The organism is Providencia sp. PROV197, from assembly GCF_028479625.1.
GTDB lineage: Bacteria > Pseudomonadota > Gammaproteobacteria > Enterobacterales > Enterobacteriaceae > Providencia > Providencia vermicola.
Genome location: NZ_JAMPNZ010000006.1, coordinates 143,824 through 162,994, shown reverse-complemented (window position 1 = coordinate 162,994; position 19,171 = coordinate 143,824). Strand labels below are relative to the sequence as shown.

Annotated in this window: 26 protein-coding genes; 24 read left to right on the top strand and 2 right to left on the bottom strand. The window is 41.4% G+C overall.

What is annotated here, in order from left to right; translation table 11 throughout:
* The 17 genes from PR808_RS03800 (at nt 1) to PR808_RS03720 (ending at nt 12,255) form a co-directional block, all read left to right on the top strand.
* Complete coding sequence (locus PR808_RS03800) at nt 1-192, top strand: hypothetical protein (RefSeq protein ID WP_272538735.1); 192 nt, start codon at nt 1-3, stop codon at nt 190-192.
* On the top strand, nt 189-368 hold the full coding sequence (locus tag PR808_RS03795) for a hypothetical protein (protein ID WP_004265074.1): 180 nt from the start codon (nt 189-191) through the stop codon (nt 366-368). Before PR808_RS03800 ends, PR808_RS03795 begins: the two co-directional genes overlap by 4 nt.
* Nucleotides 365-574, top strand: coding sequence for a hypothetical protein (locus PR808_RS03790; protein WP_154632364.1), 210 nt, complete (start codon nt 365-367; stop codon nt 572-574). Before PR808_RS03795 ends, PR808_RS03790 begins: the two co-directional genes overlap by 4 nt.
* On the top strand, nt 571-1,152 hold the full coding sequence (locus PR808_RS03785; RefSeq protein WP_004255428.1) for an ORF6N domain-containing protein: 582 nt from the start codon (nt 571-573) through the stop codon (nt 1,150-1,152). Before PR808_RS03790 ends, PR808_RS03785 begins: the two co-directional genes overlap by 4 nt.
* The gene (locus PR808_RS03780; protein WP_272538734.1) at nt 1,149-1,325 is read left to right on the top strand and encodes a hypothetical protein; all 177 of its coding nucleotides are present in this window, start codon (nt 1,149-1,151) and stop codon (nt 1,323-1,325) included. Before PR808_RS03785 ends, PR808_RS03780 begins: the two co-directional genes overlap by 4 nt.
* Nucleotides 1,322-1,516, top strand: coding sequence for a hypothetical protein (locus PR808_RS03775; RefSeq protein ID WP_004265067.1), 195 nt, complete (start codon nt 1,322-1,324; stop codon nt 1,514-1,516). Before PR808_RS03780 ends, PR808_RS03775 begins: the two co-directional genes overlap by 4 nt.
* Nucleotides 1,516-2,130 carry a hypothetical protein gene (locus PR808_RS03770; RefSeq protein WP_267722133.1) on the top strand — a complete coding sequence of 205 codons (615 nt, stop codon included), beginning with the start codon at nt 1,516-1,518 and terminating at the stop codon, nt 2,128-2,130. Before PR808_RS03775 ends, PR808_RS03770 begins: the two co-directional genes overlap by 1 nt.
* Before the next feature lie 58 nt (nt 2,131-2,188).
* Nucleotides 2,189-2,563 carry a hypothetical protein gene (locus PR808_RS03765; protein WP_272538733.1) on the top strand — a complete coding sequence of 125 codons (375 nt, stop codon included), beginning with the start codon at nt 2,189-2,191 and terminating at the stop codon, nt 2,561-2,563.
* On the top strand, nt 2,550-5,267 hold the full coding sequence (locus tag PR808_RS03760; RefSeq protein ID WP_272538732.1) for a TOPRIM and DUF927 domain-containing protein: 2,718 nt from the start codon (nt 2,550-2,552) through the stop codon (nt 5,265-5,267). Before PR808_RS03765 ends, PR808_RS03760 begins: the two co-directional genes overlap by 14 nt.
* A gap of 407 nt (nt 5,268-5,674) precedes the next feature.
* Nucleotides 5,675-6,127 (top strand): ProQ/FINO family protein, encoded by a 453-nt coding sequence (locus tag PR808_RS03755; protein ID WP_036959118.1) that lies wholly within the window; start codon nt 5,675-5,677, stop codon nt 6,125-6,127.
* 12 nt (nt 6,128-6,139) lie between these two features.
* A complete protein-coding gene (locus tag PR808_RS03750) occupies nt 6,140-6,358 on the top strand; it encodes a hypothetical protein (protein ID WP_004265380.1) in 219 nt (72 codons plus the stop codon).
* A gap of 77 nt (nt 6,359-6,435) precedes the next feature.
* Nucleotides 6,436-6,951, top strand: a complete 516-nt coding sequence (locus tag PR808_RS03745; protein WP_272538731.1) for a hypothetical protein — start codon at nt 6,436-6,438, stop codon at nt 6,949-6,951.
* Between the two features lie 181 nt (nt 6,952-7,132).
* A complete protein-coding gene (locus tag PR808_RS03740; RefSeq protein WP_004255410.1) occupies nt 7,133-7,306 on the top strand; it encodes a hypothetical protein in 174 nt (57 codons plus the stop codon).
* Complete coding sequence (locus tag PR808_RS03735) at nt 7,306-7,644, top strand: hypothetical protein (protein WP_004906508.1); 339 nt, start codon at nt 7,306-7,308, stop codon at nt 7,642-7,644. The genes PR808_RS03740 and PR808_RS03735 overlap by 1 nt, the downstream gene beginning before the upstream one ends.
* A 15-nt stretch (nt 7,645-7,659) precedes the next feature.
* Nucleotides 7,660-10,989, top strand: coding sequence for a hypothetical protein (locus PR808_RS03730; protein WP_272538730.1), 3,330 nt, complete (start codon nt 7,660-7,662; stop codon nt 10,987-10,989).
* Between the two features lie 46 nt (nt 10,990-11,035).
* Entirely contained in the window at nt 11,036-11,401 is a 366-nt protein-coding gene (locus tag PR808_RS03725; protein WP_272538729.1) for an HK97 gp10 family phage protein, read from the top strand.
* Between the two features lie 287 nt (nt 11,402-11,688).
* Complete coding sequence (locus PR808_RS03720; RefSeq protein ID WP_272538728.1) at nt 11,689-12,255, top strand: hypothetical protein; 567 nt, start codon at nt 11,689-11,691, stop codon at nt 12,253-12,255.
* A 496-nt stretch (nt 12,256-12,751) separates the two neighbouring features.
* Here the strand turns inward: PR808_RS03720 and PR808_RS03715 are convergent, their stop codons facing one another.
* Complete coding sequence (locus tag PR808_RS03715) at nt 12,752-13,171, bottom strand: hypothetical protein (RefSeq protein ID WP_272538727.1); 420 nt, start codon at nt 13,169-13,171, stop codon at nt 12,752-12,754.
* A 1,092-nt stretch (nt 13,172-14,263) separates the two neighbouring features.
* On the opposite strand from PR808_RS03715, the gene PR808_RS03710 reads away from it, so the two are divergent.
* Nucleotides 14,264-14,452 (top strand): hypothetical protein, encoded by a 189-nt coding sequence (locus tag PR808_RS03710; protein ID WP_272538726.1) that lies wholly within the window; start codon nt 14,264-14,266, stop codon nt 14,450-14,452.
* 666 nt (nt 14,453-15,118) lie between these two features.
* Here the strand turns inward: PR808_RS03710 and PR808_RS03705 are convergent.
* The gene (locus PR808_RS03705) at nt 15,119-15,622 is read right to left on the bottom strand and encodes a Dps family protein (RefSeq protein ID WP_272538725.1); all 504 of its coding nucleotides are present in this window, start codon (nt 15,620-15,622) and stop codon (nt 15,119-15,121) included.
* 455 nt (nt 15,623-16,077) lie between these two features.
* Here PR808_RS03705 and PR808_RS03700 point away from each other — a divergent pair, with 455 nt between their 5' ends.
* The 6 genes from PR808_RS03700 (at nt 16,078) to PR808_RS03675 (ending at nt 19,168) form a co-directional block, all read left to right on the top strand.
* Nucleotides 16,078-16,458 (top strand): hypothetical protein, encoded by a 381-nt coding sequence (locus tag PR808_RS03700; protein WP_272538724.1) that lies wholly within the window; start codon nt 16,078-16,080, stop codon nt 16,456-16,458.
* A gap of 35 nt (nt 16,459-16,493) precedes the next feature.
* Nucleotides 16,494-16,793, top strand: coding sequence for a hypothetical protein (locus PR808_RS03695; RefSeq protein ID WP_272538723.1), 300 nt, complete (start codon nt 16,494-16,496; stop codon nt 16,791-16,793).
* Between the two features lie 129 nt (nt 16,794-16,922).
* Nucleotides 16,923-17,258: a DUF3024 domain-containing protein gene (locus tag PR808_RS03690; protein WP_210845753.1), complete on the top strand. Its 336-nt coding sequence runs from the start codon at nt 16,923-16,925 to the stop codon at nt 17,256-17,258.
* A gap of 170 nt (nt 17,259-17,428) precedes the next feature.
* A complete protein-coding gene (locus tag PR808_RS03685) occupies nt 17,429-17,770 on the top strand; it encodes a DUF3024 domain-containing protein (RefSeq protein ID WP_210845751.1) in 342 nt (113 codons plus the stop codon).
* Between the two features lie 98 nt (nt 17,771-17,868).
* A complete protein-coding gene (locus PR808_RS03680) occupies nt 17,869-18,744 on the top strand; it encodes a hypothetical protein (RefSeq protein ID WP_272538722.1) in 876 nt (291 codons plus the stop codon).
* Nucleotides 18,719-19,168, top strand: coding sequence for a hypothetical protein (locus PR808_RS03675; protein ID WP_272538721.1), 450 nt, complete (start codon nt 18,719-18,721; stop codon nt 19,166-19,168). The genes PR808_RS03680 and PR808_RS03675 overlap by 26 nt, the downstream gene beginning before the upstream one ends.
* Nucleotides 19,169-19,171 lie beyond the last annotated feature (3 nt).

Sequence of the window (19,171 nt, the reverse complement as noted above, 5' to 3'; positions counted from 1 at the left end):
ATGGCGGATATCAATATTCACCAAGCAGCTGAAAAGGCGCATCAGTTAGAGCTGATTAGCCTGATGCTTCCTAATTATCCTCGCAACTTTACACCGTCCGATATAGGCGCGATATCGTCGCTTATGGCGAAGTTATCTGGTGATGTAGCGGCATTTCTGATTGAAGCATCAGATCAGGAGGGGGAAGTATGAGCAAGCCAATTTCTTTAGATGTAGCCGCATACAAGGCACAGCAAGCCAATTCATTAATCACAACGATATTAGAACAGGCTCAAGGGAACTGCTCGAGTGAGTTAGTGGATCTCATTTCTATTGCTTGCGATTTAAGCGGTGAAATATGGCAATCACTGGCGGAGGCGACCAAATGAAAACAATTAAATTAAAAGTTGGTCACTTATCTACCTTGGAAGAAGTCGAGCATATCAACGAGGAGCTCCAAGCGTTGTTAATCCCACTGTTAACGGCTGTAGAGAATGAGGCTGATACAGATACACATTTTCTACTGAGAGCAGTTAATCGCCTTGTACATGCTCAAGGGAAAGAAATTACTCGGTTAGCGGAGGTGATTAAATGAGACAGGTCACTATCAATGCCACCAGCCTAAGCCCGTTTATGTATCAAGGTAAGCGAGTTGTGACCTTTGCCATGATTGACGAGGTACACCAACGCCCGAAAGGTACAGCAAGGCGTACATTCACCAAGCATAAACGCCATTTCATTGATGGAGTTGATTACTTTTTGTTAGGTCAGGACGTATTACGTCCATACCTTGATGAAAATATCACCAAGTACACGCCTGAACTAATGGTATTGGCTGAATCTGGTTATCTCATGTTGGTTAAGCCATTTACTGATGATTTGTCGTGGCAGGTTCAACGCTCAATGGTTAACAGCTACTTTCGTTTGTCTGAGTTTCCCGAAATTAAACACATTCAAATCCCCACGCTGGCGGAACTTGAAGCCATGCCAATTGGTGAGGCTCAAAACTTGATTAGTAGTTTAGAAGCTGACTCTTATCAAGGTCACGGTAGGCGCGGCAGTTATGCCATGAACCTACGTCGCAAGGAGAAGAAAGCACTTAAACCAATGGTAATGGCCATTGAACAAGCCTCACAGCTACACATTCAGGATATGGGGGATTATCGCTCATGAGAACGTTTCAAATCGCAGGGTATGGCACAACACCGAAAGGGTTAACGCTAGGTATTTGTAAACAGGTGATATCTGCCACCCAGAAAGACGCTCAATCGCAAGTGATGCGAGAAGCGCAACGTGATGGTTTGACCGATATTCGAATTAACTATGTGCGTGAGGTGAAGCAATGAAGCAGGAACAAAAACGCGAAGTGGAAAGGTTACTGGAGCCGCACCAATCAAAAGTATTAATGCTAATCACCTTACTTTCTACGTGGCTGGACGCAGAGGAATGCGACGAAACCAGAAACATGATCTGGGCGGTGTTGATTGTTGTTTATTCGATTAGGGATGAAATGAACGAAGCGGCAGAGGGCAAATAATGAGCTTATTTATCAAACGTAACGTTGCCAGTTTTGGCTATGGTGCCACAGGTGTATTGGTTGTTTATCGTGAGAATGGTCAGCTTAACAAGGTAATTAGCTACGACGATGCGCTTAAATCCCTTGATGCTGGTGATTTTGACACGGATTTGCTCATGGGGTTTGAGCTTGTATTGGCAATCTCAAAAGGTGAACGAGAACGCTTGTTTAACCCAACATTAGAGCAAACGTTGATTTTATGCCGTTGGGTAGTAGCAGCGTCATTTGTTCAAGAGTTAAGAGATAAACATGGCGTTATTGAACTCGACAATGAGCTAGGCGGCAAAGACATTGCCACGCTGTATTACAGCGATAACGGTTCGGGGATATCGGTTTATCCATCGGGCGAACGTGCGTTGTTAACTACGCATATGGAGGACTTTGTTTGTGAACAATACGGGCAGGAAATGGGGCGGCAGTTAGTTATCAGGGCTTACATGGACTTTATCAATATGCAGCCAGAAGTGGGAAATCGTCTCTCTGAAAAAGGGCGAAAGGGGCTAACCATCTTGCATGATGGCCTTATGAAAATCGCTCGTTCTAGTGAAGTTGGCACTATGCCAGTGTTTCACTGATAGGGGGGATCATGATTAACAATTTAAACCATTTACTGGCGAACAAAGGAGCATTTCAATGAGCAATATTATCCCATTCAAAACCAAAGCGAACTCCCTTGATGATGCGCTGAAAGCCTTTGCCTTTGCTGTATTTAAAAACCGCCCGAATGACTTTGAGGAATGTTACACCTATACGGAAACATGCCAAGGCCGTACTAACAAGCAACAAATTTCACCCATTGAGTACCTTTGTTTCTTAACTGAGGTTTGTTTTATTGAGCCGTTAATAGACCAGTTTGAAGAATACGAAACGGCCGCACTGGAGGCATTAACCAAAGCGGTAGATTGTGGGCGTCTTACTCTGGAGGGCGAGGCGTTATATCAATCGATTTTAAATGTGTCGCATGAAATGGCTGAACCTGCAGGAGGCGAAGAGGATGAAACCAATTGATGTTATCCGTGATGTGAAGCTGAAAGCTAACGGACAATGGCAAAGCATATTATCTAACCTTGGGGCAGAAGTACCCCTAAACACTCACACGGCTTGTCCTCATTGTGGTGGTAAAGACCGTTTTAGATTCGATGACAAAGACGGCAACGGCACGTTTATTTGTAGTCAGTGCGGCTCGGGCGATGGGTTGGACTTAGTTCAGCGTGTTCTGGGTGGCAGCGTGACTGAGGCAGCGTATGAAGTGGCTGGCATGATTGGAATTGATACCCGTTCAGATAATCCACCAGCCTACCGTAGCCATGAGGTAAAAGCGCAACAGGACACATTGAAAGCGCAGCAAGCCCAGAGCCAAGCTAACGAGCAGATAGAGAAGCATAAACGTTTTACAGCGCGATACAACCGCACTATTGCTAATGCTAAACAGGGCGAGTCCGATTACCTCAAGGCGAAAGGATTTGATAGTACCACCGTGACCCTGTTAGCCGATGGTTCGCTGATTATTCCATTGATAGACACTGACGGCACAATCACAGCAGCACAAACCATTAAACCTAATGGCGATAAACGGCTATTACTCGATAGTGCGAAGAATGGCAGCTATTACCCCATTAATGAGCCTGTAAACGTTTCTACGGTGATTATCGCCGAGGGATTAGCAACCGCCATGACGTGCCAGTTAATCCAACCAGAAGCGCACACAGTAGCGGCAATTGATGCGAGTAACTTAATTCATGTGGCTAAGGTGATGCGGACGAAGTACCCAGAGAGCCAAATTATCATTGCAGGTGACAACGATATTAAGCCAGACCAACCAAACACAGGAAAGCTAGCGGCTGAAAAGGCAGCTAAGGCGGTTAATGGTATTGCTGTTTTACCGCCTACTGATGATAAAGCCGATTGGGATGATTATCGCTTATCACACGGCATTGAGGCAGCAAGACAGGCATTTAATGCCGAAGTGGATAAACAAGGAAGTAAGGTAATGATTGAGATTGATGTAAACCACAAAGCCCTTAAATCAGACCCCATGAAAATACGCATTGAATCACGCGACGACGGTGTATTTCTAGTTACACCTAAAGCGGACAAAGAAACAGGGGAGATCATCAATCATGAACAATGGTTATCTAACGCCATAAAACGCATTACGAAAGGCGTTAATGACCTGAATCAAAAGTATTTGATTTTCGAGTGGGGCAATAACAACGTTCAAGCCGTTCCGATGGGGGATATTGGCGAGCGTGAGGGCTGGAAAACGCTTAAAAATGCAGGGCTAATTGTGACAACTAAATCAGGGCTAAGACAGTCTTTATCTGATTGGCTCTTGCGCCAGAAATTCAAAGAGAATTGGAGTATCACCAATAAATCAGGCTGGCACAAAGGCGCGTACATCATGCCAGACGGCTCAATCATTGGTACACCTGAGCAACCGATATTTTTTAACGGGCAAAGCGCAGCAGCTACCGCCTACCAGACAAGCGGAACAGTAGAAAGCTGGCGGAATGATGTTGCGCGATTGGCTAACGGTAACAGTTTTATGATGTTTGCAATTGGCGCAGCCTTAGCCGCACCGATGACGAGTATCACGGGGGCAGACAGTTTTGGTATTCACATTTACGCCCAATCGACAGCAGGGAAAAGCACCACCGCAGATATGGCCGTGAGTTTATACGGTGATCCCGATTTACAGCGTTTAACATGGTATGGCACTGAGTACGGGATGACTAACGAGGCTGTAGCGCACAATGACGGGCTTTTGTATTTGGATGAAGTTGGACAAGGGGCAGACCCTAAACACGTCTATAAATCGGCTTACACGCTATTTAATGGCAAAGGCAAGATACAAGGTGCGAAAGATGGTGGCAATAGGCAGGTTCAAAGCTGGCGGACGGTGGCTATCAGTACAGGGGAAAAGGACATTGAGACCTTTTTATTAAATTCAGGTGTGAAAGTGAACGCAGGGCAATTAGTGCGATTACTGAATATCCCCATTGAACGCGCCACGGAACTACACGAATGTGAAACAGGGAAAGCCCACGCGGATTTAATCAAGGTGAATTGTCGTGATAGCTACGGGGCAGCAGGACGTTATTGGATTGAGTATCTATCGAATCATAAAGACGAAGCTAAAGAAGCCTACAGAGCCGCACAGCAACGCTGGAATAAGTTAATTCCAAGTAGCTATGGGGAACAGGTACACCGAGCGAGCGACCGATTCGCCACAATTGAAGCTGCTTTGATTATGGGCCGTGTGATTACGGGGTGGAGTGAACAAGATTGTAGGGATGTGGTTCAAGCAATATTTAACGTATGGGTCGCAGAGTTCGGCACGGGAAACAAAGAGTATGAGCAAATCAAAGAACAAGCTGAGGCGTTTTTGAATGCTCACGGATTAAGCCGATTTGCCCCAATTCCTTATGATGTTAGGGATCTACCTATTAGAGACCTTGCAGGATATAGGAAGAAAGGCAGTAACGAGGATGACCCGATAATCTTTTATACCTTCCCGTCCGCCTTTGAGAAAGAAATCGCGGCAGGGTTTAACTACAAACAATTTGCTGAGGCGTTAAAAATGGCTGGCATGTTAACACCACCCACCAGTGGGAGAGGTTATCAACGAAAAAGCCCACGCATAGACGGACGGCAATTTAATGTTTACGTTTTGCAGTTCGCTCCAGAGAGCACAGAAGAAGATAACAATTGAGCAACAACTAGCGGAGGGATGAAAATCCCATAATGTTTTTTTCATGTGCGTGATTTTATCGTTTTAGTGTCGGTTCAGTTGGTTCAGTAGATAAGTTTTATTGATTTATAAGGGAAAAATAGCATTTATTGAACCAACACTGAACCAACAAGAGGCTGTTTTGAACCGACAAAGTGGCATTTTGAACCAACACACAGAATTAAAGAGTTTTTCCACTGGATGGCATTTTTAAATTCGATGTTGGTTCATACATAGAAAATGTCGGTTCAAATCATGGGTATGTTGGTTCAGTACTTTCAAATAAATGCTTTAAAAACAATTATCTTTACAAATTGAACCAACTGAACCGACTGAACCAACACCTGATCGCGTATTTAATAGAAAAGTTTTTTGAGGAAAAAGAAATCATGACCCGAGTGACTTTATCATTAAGAAAAAATAACAATGGTGTAACAAATCCACCAGCGACGAACACACCAAAAAACACACAGGCTAAAACGTCACAGGAAGCCCCACAGCAACCGAAGAAGAAAAACAAGGCAGATGTTCACGCGAAGAAGAAACAACACCGTATCGACCGTATAGCGAAGCACTGGACGCTATTCAGTGAGCCAGAAGCAAAACCGCTAATGATTGGTATCAAGGAAGCCATGATTGCTGAGGTTAAAGAGAAAGGGCTGGATATCCCAGAGAGCCACATTAAACAGGGATTACGCTCATACATCAGCCGCAAGGCATATTTGAAAGCCCTTACTCTGGGCGGCAATCGGTTTGATATGCACGGACAACCTAACGGAGAGGTTACGCCAGAACAACAAAGCATAGCAGAGCAAAAACTGATAGAGTGGCTAAAGAAATGATACAGGAGCCTTATGAAAATTATTTACAGAAGCAAAGGTAATCAAGATGTAATTGAATTGGCTTATACAATCTTTGAGCTTGATAAAATTAAATATGCCATGCAAGCCGTCAGGCGTATCGCTGACGTTAATGTCAAAACTTCAGGATTTATTTTTAGACGCATGGTTATTACAGGTACGCCAGAACAAATCAAAATTGCTAGAAAGGCTCTGGTTAGGCGTTACAGATAGTTATTAGTTGAACACCGCCAACGCATAAGCCGAGGCGGTTATGTATAATTGGCCTTATCAACTAAAGGGATAACCAAATGAAAAAAATCATGATAACGGCTTTATTGGCTTTATTTCTATCAGGATGTGATAACAATCCACCAGCACCCTACGGATTTAAGTGGGGGCAGTCGGTGGAGGAAATTCAAAAGCTAAACTTAGAGGGTGCTAGTGAGTGTAAAGATCCAGCTTGCTCTATTATGGAAACACCTAACGGAGCATATGGATTAACAACACTAATTTTCTATAAAGATTCAGGATTGGCGCAAGTGATACACTCAGAGCCGCTGAACGAAACCAACAAAGATGATGTAATCGCAAAGTTTAATCATATTAGTAATGAACTAAAATCAATTTATGGTAATCCAACCAGTGAAATAATACGCATTGATGATGAAGAGAACTTTATTAATTGTTTGAAACAAATTAGTTGCAGGGATATCAAAGCAGAATATAACAACATAGATGGTTATCGGGTATTTGTCTCAATAGGCACGAGGAAAGAAGATGGGCGATTATCCATTTTCACTGATCACCAAAGACCACTGAAATAAAATAATCCACATAAACAAAAGCCGACCATTGAGTCGGTTTTTTGTTGTCTTAATTTCAAATAAATCAAGTTTAGTAGAAAATATTTCTACATTTATACTTTTTTGTAGCAATGTATTGTTGTTTATTTTTTGCTCTGCATTATAATTGTAGTGTATATAAAAACAGGGTGGATAAATAATCATGGATAAGCAAAAAAGAACCTTCAAAGCAGTGTCGATTGAAAGCGACATAGTAGATCGCGTTAAAAAATTTAAAGAAAAACAGGGTGAAAAAGATGTTTTCATTCAGCGAGCGCCTATTAGCCAACTGATTCAAGGGCTATTAAGTGATGCCTTACAGCGTGAGGGGTTCTAATGGAAAAGTTACAGCAGTTAGCAAGCACTATAGCTCAGATTTATGTTGATGGGCTAAAAGCGGAAACAGGAACAACATTAGTGACGTATAACGGCATTACAGGCGAAGTGATCCCTGAATTGCTGGCGGCAGGGCTATTTGATAATGCGGTATCGATTGTTAAGTCTCGTGGTGAGTCGTTCGACGTTGAGAGTAAGGCGTGTGATTTATTGCTTCCTTACCTAAACGTATTTACCAAGCCTTATTCCATCACAGATCAGTGTATTTACGTGATTGGCGAAATGACACGTTTTGCATTACGTGACGGTAATGTCAGTGGCTTATCAGCCGTGCATTAATTAGAGGGAACAATTATGACGTATCACGGCGAAGGTTATACAATAGACATACATGGTGAGACTGAGAGCTTGCTTGAAGCGAATAAAGCGATTAGAGAAACAAAGCGGAAAATGGCTGAAATGGGTAAGCAGGCTGATGATACGTCGAAAGCCTTTTACCGTTTTGATAAAACAGCAATGGCCGTTTCCAGTGCGTTAAAAATGCCTGAAATTAACCGATTATCACGTCAAATGAGCGAGTTAACGGGGCAAATTGGCGCAGCGTCAGCCGCTACAGACAGAGCGACTAGCGCGAATGCGCGTTTTACAGGCGTAATTAGTAATGTCTCTGGGTTATTAGGTGCGGGGTATATTTCTAATATTGGCAGTGCGACCTCTTCACTCTTACAACATACTCAAGGGGCAATTAATGCTACACAAGCCGAGGTTACACACACTCGCGCTATTCAAATGAAAGCACAGGCATTACAAGCCGCAGCCTCCCAAGAAGTCATTAACGCTAGAAATCTGACAGTATCCGCACAAGCCGAGTTAAAAGCGGCTCAGGCAGCGTTAGAGCACGTTTATTCACTAGAAGCGGCTAATGATGCTAAGCAACGTGATTTAGAGTCACTGAGAGCACGACAGGCGGTACAGCTCAAGGATGCCGAAATAACCTATCAAATGGCAGCGAGTGAGGAAAATCTACAACGCGTCACCAAAGCCAGCAACGCACTACACGCCACAGAAACCAAAATCAAAACGCATTTAGCCACGACAGGGAAAGAAATTGCGCGTGTTGAGGCTCAAGTTGCTAAAGCGAAAGAAGTTGAAGCCAACGCAACCCATAAATTAAATGCGGCATTAGCATTGGAGCAAAAAGCGAAAGCCACACTAGCGACCACAACGGACGCAGTGACCGCAGCCAATAACCGCGCAGCACAAGCCGCTAAAACTCAGTCTATCGCTATGCAAGGGTTACGGGGCACAGTGGGATTATTAGGTGGTCCTACTGGTGTATTCTTTTTGGCTGCCGCAGGTGTCTACGCGCTGTATAACGCCATGAACGATGACACCGCCACTAAAGAGTTTAACGACAGGGTAGATCAGTGGATTGATAAAATTGACGAACTGTCAGCAAAACAGGCGCGCGTTGTGGCTAACCGCTTAGGCGAGAAAATAGCGGAAACAACCACAGAGTTAGACGGACAGAAAAAAAGCCTTTCCAGTGTTAACATAGAGCTTGAAGGATATGAGACTAGACTTGCTGATATTAATAAAGAGATTCAAAGGCAAAAAGAGCAAGGATTTGAAGTTGGTACGCCTTACGTGCGGGATGATTTAGTTAAGGAAATTGAAAAACTCACCAAGAAACAGCAGCAATATGAGCTACTTATTTCAGAAGGTGAGCAAAACATTCGACGTTGGACGGTATCACAAGGCAAAGCCGCTGATATTGCTAAGGTTAGAGCGCAACAAACGGATGAACTGACCAGAGCCGATTTAATTTACCAACGCCAAGCTAAAGGCGTGATTGATGCTAATCAACAAGTAGCCCGATCACTAGAGTTAGGCAGCGAGGCAGCGGTTAAGAAAGAACAGGCTATCAAAGAGCTAGAAAAGGCATTGATTGCTGACGGCTTTGTTAAAGACTCTGAAATATTTAAACAGAAAATCCAAGAGTTAACGGATGAGTTTGATAAAACGGTCAGCTTGAACCTTGCTAACTCTCTCACTGAGATTGAGCAGCGCACCCAAGCCCTCACAATTGGCATGAAAGACGGTAAGCCGGCACTGGATGAATACAACGCCTCGTTACTCCTCATGCAAATGGGATTACAACAAGGTTCAGCGGCCTACAATACCGAACTCCCGAAAGCGATTGAAGCCATACGCAAGTTACGTGAAGCCCAAGAAGCCGCACTAAGCAGTAAATCAAAAGGCAACAAGTCAGCTAAAGCCGCCAACCAAGCAAATGAAGCGATAAAACGTCAGAGTGAGCAATTGGCCACACTGAAAAAACGCTATGGATTACTGGAAAGTGGCGCAGCCGATGTTAACCGCGAAATGGCAATCTATGAAGCTGTTCAGCGACTCGGGGCACAGGCAACAGAGAAACAAAAAGCGGCTATCTCAAAAGAGGCAGCGGAACTGTTTGACCTCAATCAGCGCGTGAATGACTTTATTGCGGCTCAGGAAGTCACCCCAGAATTAAAACTAGCGCATACCTTTGGTGAGGAAGTTAAAACCCTCAAACGTTTGTTAGATGAGGGATTCATCAACAAAGAAGATTTTGAGCGTATGGGGCGTGAGGCGATGGTGTCATTTAATCAGGGAATGACTGATATCAAAATCAATGCCTCAGTCAATTACATTGAGGAAAACCGCGCTAAATTTGACCCGATTCAGGCATTGGCTAATGAGCATACTCAGAAGTTGGCCATGATGAAAGAATACAAAGCGCAAGAGTTACAAATACTCAATGAAGCCTATGCAAAACAGCAGATTAGCCATGACCAGTTCACCGCATCGAAAGCGGCAACTGACGCGCAATACCAGCTACTCAGAACCGCAGCAGAGAAAGAGTATCAACAGCAGCAGTTAGCGGCACAATGGGAGCTAATGAGGCAGCAGAACCTAGGCTATGAAATGTTGGCTTCAGCGGTTGATTCTCTGGCGGGTAATGCTTCAAACGTCCTGACAGGGTTAATTACTGGTTCAATGGATGCGTCAGAGGCGTTACGTTCGTTAGGTAATACGATGCTGAACAGTGTTGTAAATTCCATTGCTCAGGTTGGTGTGGAGATGCTTAAAAACTTCATTCTGACCAAAACAATTGGCGTTGCTTCACAGGCAGCGAACGCAGCGGCAGCAACAGCAGGAGGTGCGGCAGCATTAGCGGCATGGACACCAGCAGCAATCGCGGCATCAATCGCAACTGGTGGAGCGGCATCAGGAACGGGATTATCAGCGTATACAACCGCTCAAACCGCAGGGCAAGCCATGTCTATGGTTGGTTTTGGCGGAGGGCGTAAGAATGGCGGGGTAGTTGATGCGAGTAAATACTATCGTGTCGGTGAAAATGGTAAGCCTGAGATATTCCAAGCGAGTACGGGGAAGCAATATATGATCCCTGGTGACAATGGGCGAGTTATATCAAACAAAGATTTACAGGGCGGGCGTGGCAGTAGTGTTAATTTCAGTGTAGTAATTGAAAACCATGTGGCAAATGCCGCCATCGAACCAAGAATGGAAAAAGGGCTTACTGGCGAAGATGTGGCAAGGATCATTATCACTGATATGAATGAGAAAGGGCCCATACACCGTTCAGTAATCAACAACACAACAGCAGGCCCCAAAATATAATAAATATGGGCAGATTTCTGCCCTTTAGTTTTATTGGAGTACAGCAATGATAAAAGTAAAAGTTGTCAGTAAAAAAGGAAATGGTAGCTTTGACCGCTATGTTAGCCATGTTCAGCAAAGAGTGTCTTTAGCTATGCAGCGGTTTCTTATCGATGCTGGAGCGCAGGCCGCAGTCTATACGCCTATCGATACCTCGGCATTGATTAATAGCCAGTTTCGAACAGTCACCGTTAACGGCACACGAGTAACGGGGCGTATTGGTTATTCCGCCAGCTATGCCGCATATGTGCATGACCCGAAAGTTAAGCAGAAGTTTAAACGCCCAACGGCTAAAAAAGAGTTCTTGAAAAAAGGTGTAGAGGAAACATTACCCAATTTAACTAAGTATATTCAGGAAGAATTGAAGCGTTAACTCGGTACTTTCGTGAACAGTACGCGCGCGAGGGAGAAATATGACTTTTCGGGCACGTTAGCAAAGGTAGTTAGATAGTTTTTACACACGTTAGACGGAATTATCGGACACGTTAGCGGCTAGTTTTCGGACATCGTAGCAAGAGTTTTCGGAGTCAATAAAACGAGAATATTAATCTCACCTTGAAATGGGCTTGTATCTATTGGTATCACAGGGATTAACGAAGTAATGAGAATGATAATTTATAAAAAACTCATATTATTTCGGATTGAAAATGGCGAGGCATTATGAGACCACAATCAAGGCACTATACGGACGCATTACCAACTATCGGGCATGGCACTATAGCTGCTATCAGAAAGTTTAAAAATAATGGTGAAGGCCTACAGTGGGATACTAGCGCAGGGAAATTAATCATTGGTAAAAATGGTGATAATTACTTGGTTGTTATAGGTGATAAGCGATTTTCTTTATCACTCGTTACCACTCAAGCAGGTTATGGCGTTCGCTATTGGTATTCATGCCCCTATTGCCATAAGCGTAGAGCCGAGCTTTATTTTAGTCGTAAAGATTTAGCCTGTAGGTCGTGTTGGAATTTCCACTATGCCAGCCAGAGTGAAAACAAGCTTGACCGATTAAGGCGCAAGGTGCGAGTAGGCCGCTTTGCTATTTGGGGTTATAGTCCAGATGTTAGTAACCTAACCAAGCATGTGTATTCTTTCGATAAACCCAAAGGCATGAGGTGGGCTACATTCGATAAGTTAGTAGCAGAACAGGCAAGATTGGAAGAATATTACTGGCAGGCGTTTATACCATTTGTCGATAAATTAACGTCGAGTATTAAGATAACCTAATAAAGCCTTATATTTTTACGTAATACCACCTCACGAAACCTCACGCATTAATCCTAACAAATCCTAACGTTTTAGACTGATTGATATGGCGGCTAACATGCCAATAAGTAGATAATATTTAGTGAAATATCGCACTGCGCATTGATGCCAAAATTGCGCACTAAAACTGCGCACAGAATTGCGAATTCGCAGTTTGAAAATTGCGAACAAAAGTGCGAATTTCGCAGTTGGCCATGAAGTGGGAATGTAGTGTTGAAGCCCCTTTCTGGGTGGCTTTATTCAATGATGGCCTGTTAACAATTGTTAAGGTTCATTGTTGAGAAATGTCAAGATTGTTCGCAGTTTACTACTACATAAAACTACACGTTGAACTTAGTAAAACTTAGTAATCATTCGCAGTTTGATATGTATCGGAATGTATCGGTAAATTGCGCACTGGCTGCTAAGAAATGCTAAGGTTTAATGCGCAGTTGAATACCAAGTTTTACAGGGGTAATTAGCTACTCAGTTTCCCTGCTATATCCTTGTGACGCCTCCACGCTGAATAAATATCCTTATCCCACGCTTTACCGCCTTTAGTTTGATATCCAGCCTCATTAATTCGTTCAGCGATAATCCGCCCGTTATCTATGCCCTCTGATAGCACCAAATTAACCACAGAAACGACAGCAGACTCATTATAGGTATACGGTGGGATATCTGCCTTACCAGCAATCAAAGACGCTACAGACGATTCTAGGCGTTCCACCAGCGACAGCATACGAACGTCAGGATTACTGTCTGGGCGGTTTAACTTCTCTTTGATAGCTGAGACTATCCACGATGTTTTATCGCTGCCAGAGTTTTCTACAGCATCATTAAACAGGGCTTGTAGTTCAGCAGGTAGACGAAAGGCAATAAGATTAGATTTACTCATGATAATAGTCCGTTATTAACTTAATGAGTGCTTATTATATCAGCGTATAACAGTGTTATACAGTTTAGAAAATGTAAAATTGCTGGTGGGTTTAACGGATAATTCTATAACTTAATATAACAAAGTCAGGGTAACTTACTGTAAAACAAGCAAAGCGTATTATTGCGCCTTGTAACTGATTGAATACATGGCAAAGCTCAAATTTGAGCACAGTATAATTTTACCAATAGAATCAATCGGCTCATTTTTGAGCCTGTATTTATCAATAGAAACAGTGCCCTCAAAATTGAGGAGGGTTAACGATTGTGATTATGGCCATAGTCGGAAAGGGCGACAGTTGAAATGCTACCCTTGATACTGAGGACGGCTTGGAATGAAGCTCTCATATCAAAACCACAAATTAGCGCCTTTAGCCAAAGCAGCTAAGTATTAGCCAGTATAGCTAACCCATACGAAAAACACGGTGTAGTTATTTTGATATCAAAAAGAATCGCGGTAATAACGTACCGAAATGGTACTAGAATAAACCACGGTGCTACTATGGTGTTGCTATAGTGATTGTGAGGTATCCGTTTTGGTATCCACCGAAAAGGCTATATTTTAGTGGATACTCCATCCGCTGAATGTTGACAATTGTTGACATCAGAACCTGACAAAACCAGACATGAGAACCTGACAAAACCTGACATCGTGTCAAATAAATTTATAAGCCCCGTCCAAAATAAAATAGGTACGCAGTAGGTATGTGCTTAATTCTAACGATTCGTTATAATCAAATAAAATCATGATGTTGTATAAAAGTACGCAGAATGGTACGCAGCAAAACAGGGGTAATAAGTTTTGACTAGTCTTGACGGATATAACTTGGTTGCCACTGTGAAACATAACCCATTGATTTTTCCGAGACCGTCACTTTGGGTTCGCCATGAGATAGCGTATTTTAACCTGTGCGCGTAGTTGCCATCTTGACGGTTGCCAATCTGGTTGCCAGCAAAACAGCATGTTTTATGCTAGTGGATTGATAGGCTTTGATTGTTCCAATTCAGCACAATCAAGGTATAGAGATAATCACAACACCTTTGAGGTATAGCCATGTTACAACGTGAAGCAATAGAAGCCGTTATGATGGAGTTAGCCCACCAGCAAGGACAATCACTTAACGGACGTGATAGGTTAGCCATTAGAACGGGGGTAGCGCAGACGATACAGGCTAAAGAGCGTCACAGACGAAGAATTACAGCACCTACCTACCAATGGACGAAACCAGCACCAAAAAGGTGATGCTAAGATAATCGCAATGGTTAAATATGAAGCGAAGCGCTAAAAAGTGCGACGGTATACAGGCTATAGGTTGCCTTGGAATCAAGGACACTTAAGGCGGTTAAATAGGACTCCTTGAGATTAAGGAGTCATGAGGCTCTGAAATTGGAGGCTCGTCACTGGCTGGCAAAATTCTAGTAATGGCCATGAGATAAAAGTAACCACTTTGGTAACCACTAAAAGTAACCAGAAGACAAATTTGTCCTCTGGGAACTAATCCCACAGTGCAAATAAGCACTCTGAATAAATATCAATAAGTTACCGTGACGCAAATATGCGTTACCGATTAAATCAATGGGGTATCTACTCTGAACATGAATAACCAAAGCTAAAATAACGGTCCTATTACGGTCCGTATAATGCGATTGAACGGCAAGATTACGGCAAGGTTAAACGGTGAGGGTTAAGCTGATAACGGTAAGGTTACGGTAAGGAATCAGGGCGAGGTTTCCAAGCAGGTTTCCAGCGAAAACGAATATTTTTATTGATATGTCGGCATGCTATTATAATAAGAATTAAAGTGAAGATTTATAATATTAGGAAGCTCTAGTCTCAGAGTCTCCTAATTATTAAAAATACTTGCCATTAATAGAGCATGGTAATGCTAACGATTTGTTACTTTAACTTTTAGTGGCAAGTTTCAAATAAAAACCAAACACGGTGTTCTGTTTCATCAATCCAATTTTCAATTAAGCTTGCCGTGGCGTAATCACTATGTTTTGCACATATTTCATGTGCTTTTTGGAGTTCCATGGCTAACATTTTATTATCTTCACAAAGTTCTATTAGCATGGAGAATGGCTCCATATATTCCTCATTATTATCAATAATCCTTTGCATTTTAGATATTTGACTTATTGAGTGAAGCGTCATGCCTCCAGTTTTCCTAACTCTTTCTGCGATTGGATCAGCCATAGAGTGTAATTGTTTTCCTTGGTCATCCAGTAGCACATGGTAATCTCTGAAATGTGAGCCGCTCATATGCCAATGAAAATTTTTGGTTTTTATGTAGATAGCAAAAACATCAGCTAACAATACGTTTAGTGCTCCGCTAATATCTTGAATTGCTAAAGAGGAAAGATTTGTTTGTATTTTTAGTTGGCAGGTATGTAATTCTGTAATTTTACTCATTATTAACTCCTAGGTATATTTAAATACCTTCTGGTAGTGGTAATAATTTGTTAAATATTTAATGTGATTATTTTTAGATATTCAAATAATTAAATAAATATTACTGCAAACATTGATTTTTCATTATGGGCTGTTTATTCGAGCAGTGCAATCGATTTGATTGTTTTTTGATCAGTCTCTGCCGGTGGCACTAAAAGTTAACTCAATGGTTATTTTGACGAAGGGAACAAGATATTTTATTAAAGATGTGCTATTTCTATAAGAAATAGGAGGTTACTATTATCGGTTTGGTAGTGTAGTTTAATATTAGCCGAAGTTACATAGGGGATAATCCCGTATCATCATGGATAAATTAACGTTTAGATCACCCCTGATAATTAGATTGATTATCTATACACACAGAATTTCACCAGCATTATATTTTAACCAATAGCTTATATTTTGATGGTGTCAAGATGAATAAACCAGAAATGAGAAAAGCGAAATCAATCAGGATCACCACGTCAGGGACGGTAATAAAAGCCCCTGAGCGAGTTAAAACAGCCACAGGTAAAGTCATGGCCACGATGACTATTCAGGCTGAGAGTGACAAGCGTAGTCCATACCCGTTAAAGATAGTGGCATTCGATATTAACGCGCTGGAGCTAATGACCTGCCAGAAGGGAAACAAAGTTAAGGCTACAGGTCGCTATGAATGGTTTAATGGTTATCAGTTAACAGGGGCGCACATCGTTAGCTGTCAGCAAATAAGGCTGATGATGGAGGTAGTACCCAAAATAAATAAACATAGTTTGAATCGCTATCCCAGAATTAATAACCCAATTAAGATATTCTGAAAATCAGAATTAACTCTTAGGTATTGAGGATAGCTATGGAAGATGATTCACTGTTCACGGTAAAGGAATATGCTGCGTTGCTTAAGCTTTCTGAGTCTGCTGTGTATAGAAACCCAGCTAAGTATCATATGTTTCGTGTCGGTAGTTCATGGCGTGCAAGTAAAGAAAGTTTGAAGCGGTTTGAACAAGCTCAATTTGATAATAATCTCGATTCTTCAGCTGTCTTAACTCATAAAAGACAAAAAAAGCTTAATAGTAAGAATATATATGAGATTAGGATGCAAAGAGATGTGGCGAAGGAATTAAATAGATTGTTAGCCAAAGATGCTAAGTGATTTAATCGCTAGAAATAATGCCACTTGTTGCTGGTTAAATAACCAGATAACTAAATATAAATAATATTGATAAAATGCTTATTTATTGTGATAAATGGCTGGCCTGACGACACGTTTTAAGGATAATGCATGGCACTCAATGAAGCAGAAATAACTGACGTTAAGCAATGCATGGAATCGTTCATGAAGAAACGAAGGCCACCTGCTTTTGTTCGGGATGAGGTCGATTTGCAATACCGCATTATTGGCAATGAAGTAATTATTTCCCGAGTTAATTACATCAATAATAAAAAATATGAATCACCTATAGCAAAAATAGTGCTAAATCGCCCTCATACAAGCTGGAATCTATATAGCATAGTTAAGCCTAATCAATGGATAGCTGCAATCAAAGTGTCTATACCGTCCTTCTCAGATGCCATTAAGGTGGTTGAGAATGATGTTAGTAGATGCTTCTTTGGGTAACTATTTGATATGAAAAAAATGTTTAATTTTATATCTAAGTATAGGTTGCTGATTATTATGCTACTAATCGCACTAGCAGTTGGAGCAGTATTACAGTTTGCAGAAGAACCTATCACTTGGATTTCAATTTTCAACGTAGAGTAGAGTAAATATACGCTTTAGAGGGAAGTATGGCATTTAACGATATTGAAGTAGCGAATATTAAGCGATGCATGGAGTTCTTCATGGAAAAACGTCGCCCAGCGGAACACCTTAGAGATGAACTCGACTTAAATTATCGTATTGAAGATGATTCTGTTGTCATATTTGAAATTAGACGTCTCACTTGGAGTGACAGCCAAATCCAAGAACCAATAGCAAAAATTACCCATAACAAGGCTAGCAGTTCTTGGTCTCTGCTTTGGATGGATAAAGATAGTAACTGGCATAACTATGATGAAAGGATGCTGGGTAGTTTCTCTGATGCTATTAGGCTTATTGAAGATGATTCACAGGGGTACTTCTTCGGCTGACGACACGTTTTAGGGTGTGGTTGACAGAACAACAGTAAAACTGAAATTTGGTTGACGCGATTTTAATAATTAATCATCAAGTTAAATATGAGATAGCGATGAATAATGTTATAGCTATAAAATTTGATTACAGTAAAGATAGGAAGGATCCCGAGGAAATTTTAAATATCCTAACTGGTTACGTTAAATTTTATAAGAGTATTGGTGTAATAACCCTAACGTCAATCAATGAAAAAGACTGCGCTCATTTTGAACTAATAGGATTAAAGAGTGGTTCAGCTATAGCCTTTATCAGTTGCATAAAAGAAAAATTCAATAAACTTCTTGATTCCACATCATCGAGACTAGCAAGTGACCTATGTAGCTCCCATGAGATATCAACCAGAGATCAAATTGAGGTTATCGCACAGAATATGTCTACTTCTATCACGAACAATGAACTCAATGGAATGAAAATCGAACCAGTGATAGATGTGGAGCAACTAGGGAAGTCCCTATCTGATTTATCCGTACTAAATTCTAAACTTAAAAATGGAGAGAGCACATATATTGGCTTCGGCTCAATGGAAAATGATAGTAATTACAATTACACCAAGCTAAATAATAAATTCACATTTGTTGGTGATGTTAGCGAGGTTTTGTCCGCAAGAAAACGCCATTACAAAAGAAAATCTAAATTTTATGTTAATGTGTCAGTGAATAAAGGTGATACAGTCTGGAAGCTTGAAGAAGTAGAAACAAAAAATATATTTCTAACTAGAGTAGCTGATGAAAACTGGCTTCAAAGATATCAATCTGGGCTTATAGACCCAATTGGGCCAAAAGACCTTATGGAAGCTGTTATAGAATACAATGAAGTTTACTATGAAAATAAAAATAAAAAACCCAAGCTAAAGGATGTTAAAATAATTGAAGTCATAGATGTTGTTCGAACCAAGGGGTATCAAAGTGACATGTTCCCAAAACGAGAATAGAAAAAATAGAGCAATGAGAGCCGATGCTTACGGTGAAGCTATGTTTTTTTTAATTCCTGTGCTGGGCTTGTTCATTGTTTCAATCGCTAAGGACTATTCATCTATAAAATCAATATTATATCATCTCTTAACAACATCTGACTGGTCACTTATGTCTGCGGTTATTTTCGGGCAATGCACACATAAAATGGCAAAAGTAATACCCATGATGCAAGGGAATATAGATAGTGCGCAGTATTCATTTTATGTGTCTAAAAGAGTGTTTCTCATCGTTGTTTCAATGCTTATATACGCAATTATTATTTTTTTTCCTAATGTGTATTTGGGTATAATTCAAATAATAATATTTTTATTGTCATTGTTTATTTTTGTCAGTGATAGCATTGCAATCCACAGACTAATGAGCATACAGAACTCCAAATAACCC

Coding starts and splice junctions, on each gene's coding strand:
- PR808_RS03800 (WP_272538735.1), top strand. CDS start 1: ATGGCGGATATCAATATTCACCAAGCAGCTGAAAAGGCGCATCAGTTA.
- PR808_RS03795 (WP_004265074.1), top strand. CDS start 189: ATGAGCAAGCCAATTTCTTTAGATGTAGCCGCATACAAGGCACAGCAA.
- PR808_RS03790 (WP_154632364.1), top strand. CDS start 365: ATGAAAACAATTAAATTAAAAGTTGGTCACTTATCTACCTTGGAAGAA.
- PR808_RS03785 (WP_004255428.1), top strand. CDS start 571: ATGAGACAGGTCACTATCAATGCCACCAGCCTAAGCCCGTTTATGTAT.
- PR808_RS03780 (WP_272538734.1), top strand. CDS start 1,149: ATGAGAACGTTTCAAATCGCAGGGTATGGCACAACACCGAAAGGGTTA.
- PR808_RS03775 (WP_004265067.1), top strand. CDS start 1,322: ATGAAGCAGGAACAAAAACGCGAAGTGGAAAGGTTACTGGAGCCGCAC.
- PR808_RS03770 (WP_267722133.1), top strand. CDS start 1,516: ATGAGCTTATTTATCAAACGTAACGTTGCCAGTTTTGGCTATGGTGCC.
- PR808_RS03765 (WP_272538733.1), top strand. CDS start 2,189: ATGAGCAATATTATCCCATTCAAAACCAAAGCGAACTCCCTTGATGAT.
- PR808_RS03760 (WP_272538732.1), top strand. CDS start 2,550: ATGAAACCAATTGATGTTATCCGTGATGTGAAGCTGAAAGCTAACGGA.
- PR808_RS03755 (WP_036959118.1), top strand. CDS start 5,675: ATGACCCGAGTGACTTTATCATTAAGAAAAAATAACAATGGTGTAACA.
- PR808_RS03750 (WP_004265380.1), top strand. CDS start 6,140: ATGAAAATTATTTACAGAAGCAAAGGTAATCAAGATGTAATTGAATTG.
- PR808_RS03745 (WP_272538731.1), top strand. CDS start 6,436: ATGAAAAAAATCATGATAACGGCTTTATTGGCTTTATTTCTATCAGGA.
- PR808_RS03740 (WP_004255410.1), top strand. CDS start 7,133: ATGGATAAGCAAAAAAGAACCTTCAAAGCAGTGTCGATTGAAAGCGAC.
- PR808_RS03735 (WP_004906508.1), top strand. CDS start 7,306: ATGGAAAAGTTACAGCAGTTAGCAAGCACTATAGCTCAGATTTATGTT.
- PR808_RS03730 (WP_272538730.1), top strand. CDS start 7,660: ATGACGTATCACGGCGAAGGTTATACAATAGACATACATGGTGAGACT.
- PR808_RS03725 (WP_272538729.1), top strand. CDS start 11,036: ATGATAAAAGTAAAAGTTGTCAGTAAAAAAGGAAATGGTAGCTTTGAC.
- PR808_RS03720 (WP_272538728.1), top strand. CDS start 11,689: ATGAGACCACAATCAAGGCACTATACGGACGCATTACCAACTATCGGG.
- PR808_RS03715 (WP_272538727.1), bottom strand. CDS start 13,171: ATGAGTAAATCTAATCTTATTGCCTTTCGTCTACCTGCTGAACTACAA.
- PR808_RS03710 (WP_272538726.1), top strand. CDS start 14,264: ATGTTACAACGTGAAGCAATAGAAGCCGTTATGATGGAGTTAGCCCAC.
- PR808_RS03705 (WP_272538725.1), bottom strand. CDS start 15,622: ATGAGTAAAATTACAGAATTACATACCTGCCAACTAAAAATACAAACA.
- PR808_RS03700 (WP_272538724.1), top strand. CDS start 16,078: ATGAATAAACCAGAAATGAGAAAAGCGAAATCAATCAGGATCACCACG.
- PR808_RS03695 (WP_272538723.1), top strand. CDS start 16,494: ATGGAAGATGATTCACTGTTCACGGTAAAGGAATATGCTGCGTTGCTT.
- PR808_RS03690 (WP_210845753.1), top strand. CDS start 16,923: ATGGCACTCAATGAAGCAGAAATAACTGACGTTAAGCAATGCATGGAA.
- PR808_RS03685 (WP_210845751.1), top strand. CDS start 17,429: ATGGCATTTAACGATATTGAAGTAGCGAATATTAAGCGATGCATGGAG.
- PR808_RS03680 (WP_272538722.1), top strand. CDS start 17,869: ATGAATAATGTTATAGCTATAAAATTTGATTACAGTAAAGATAGGAAG.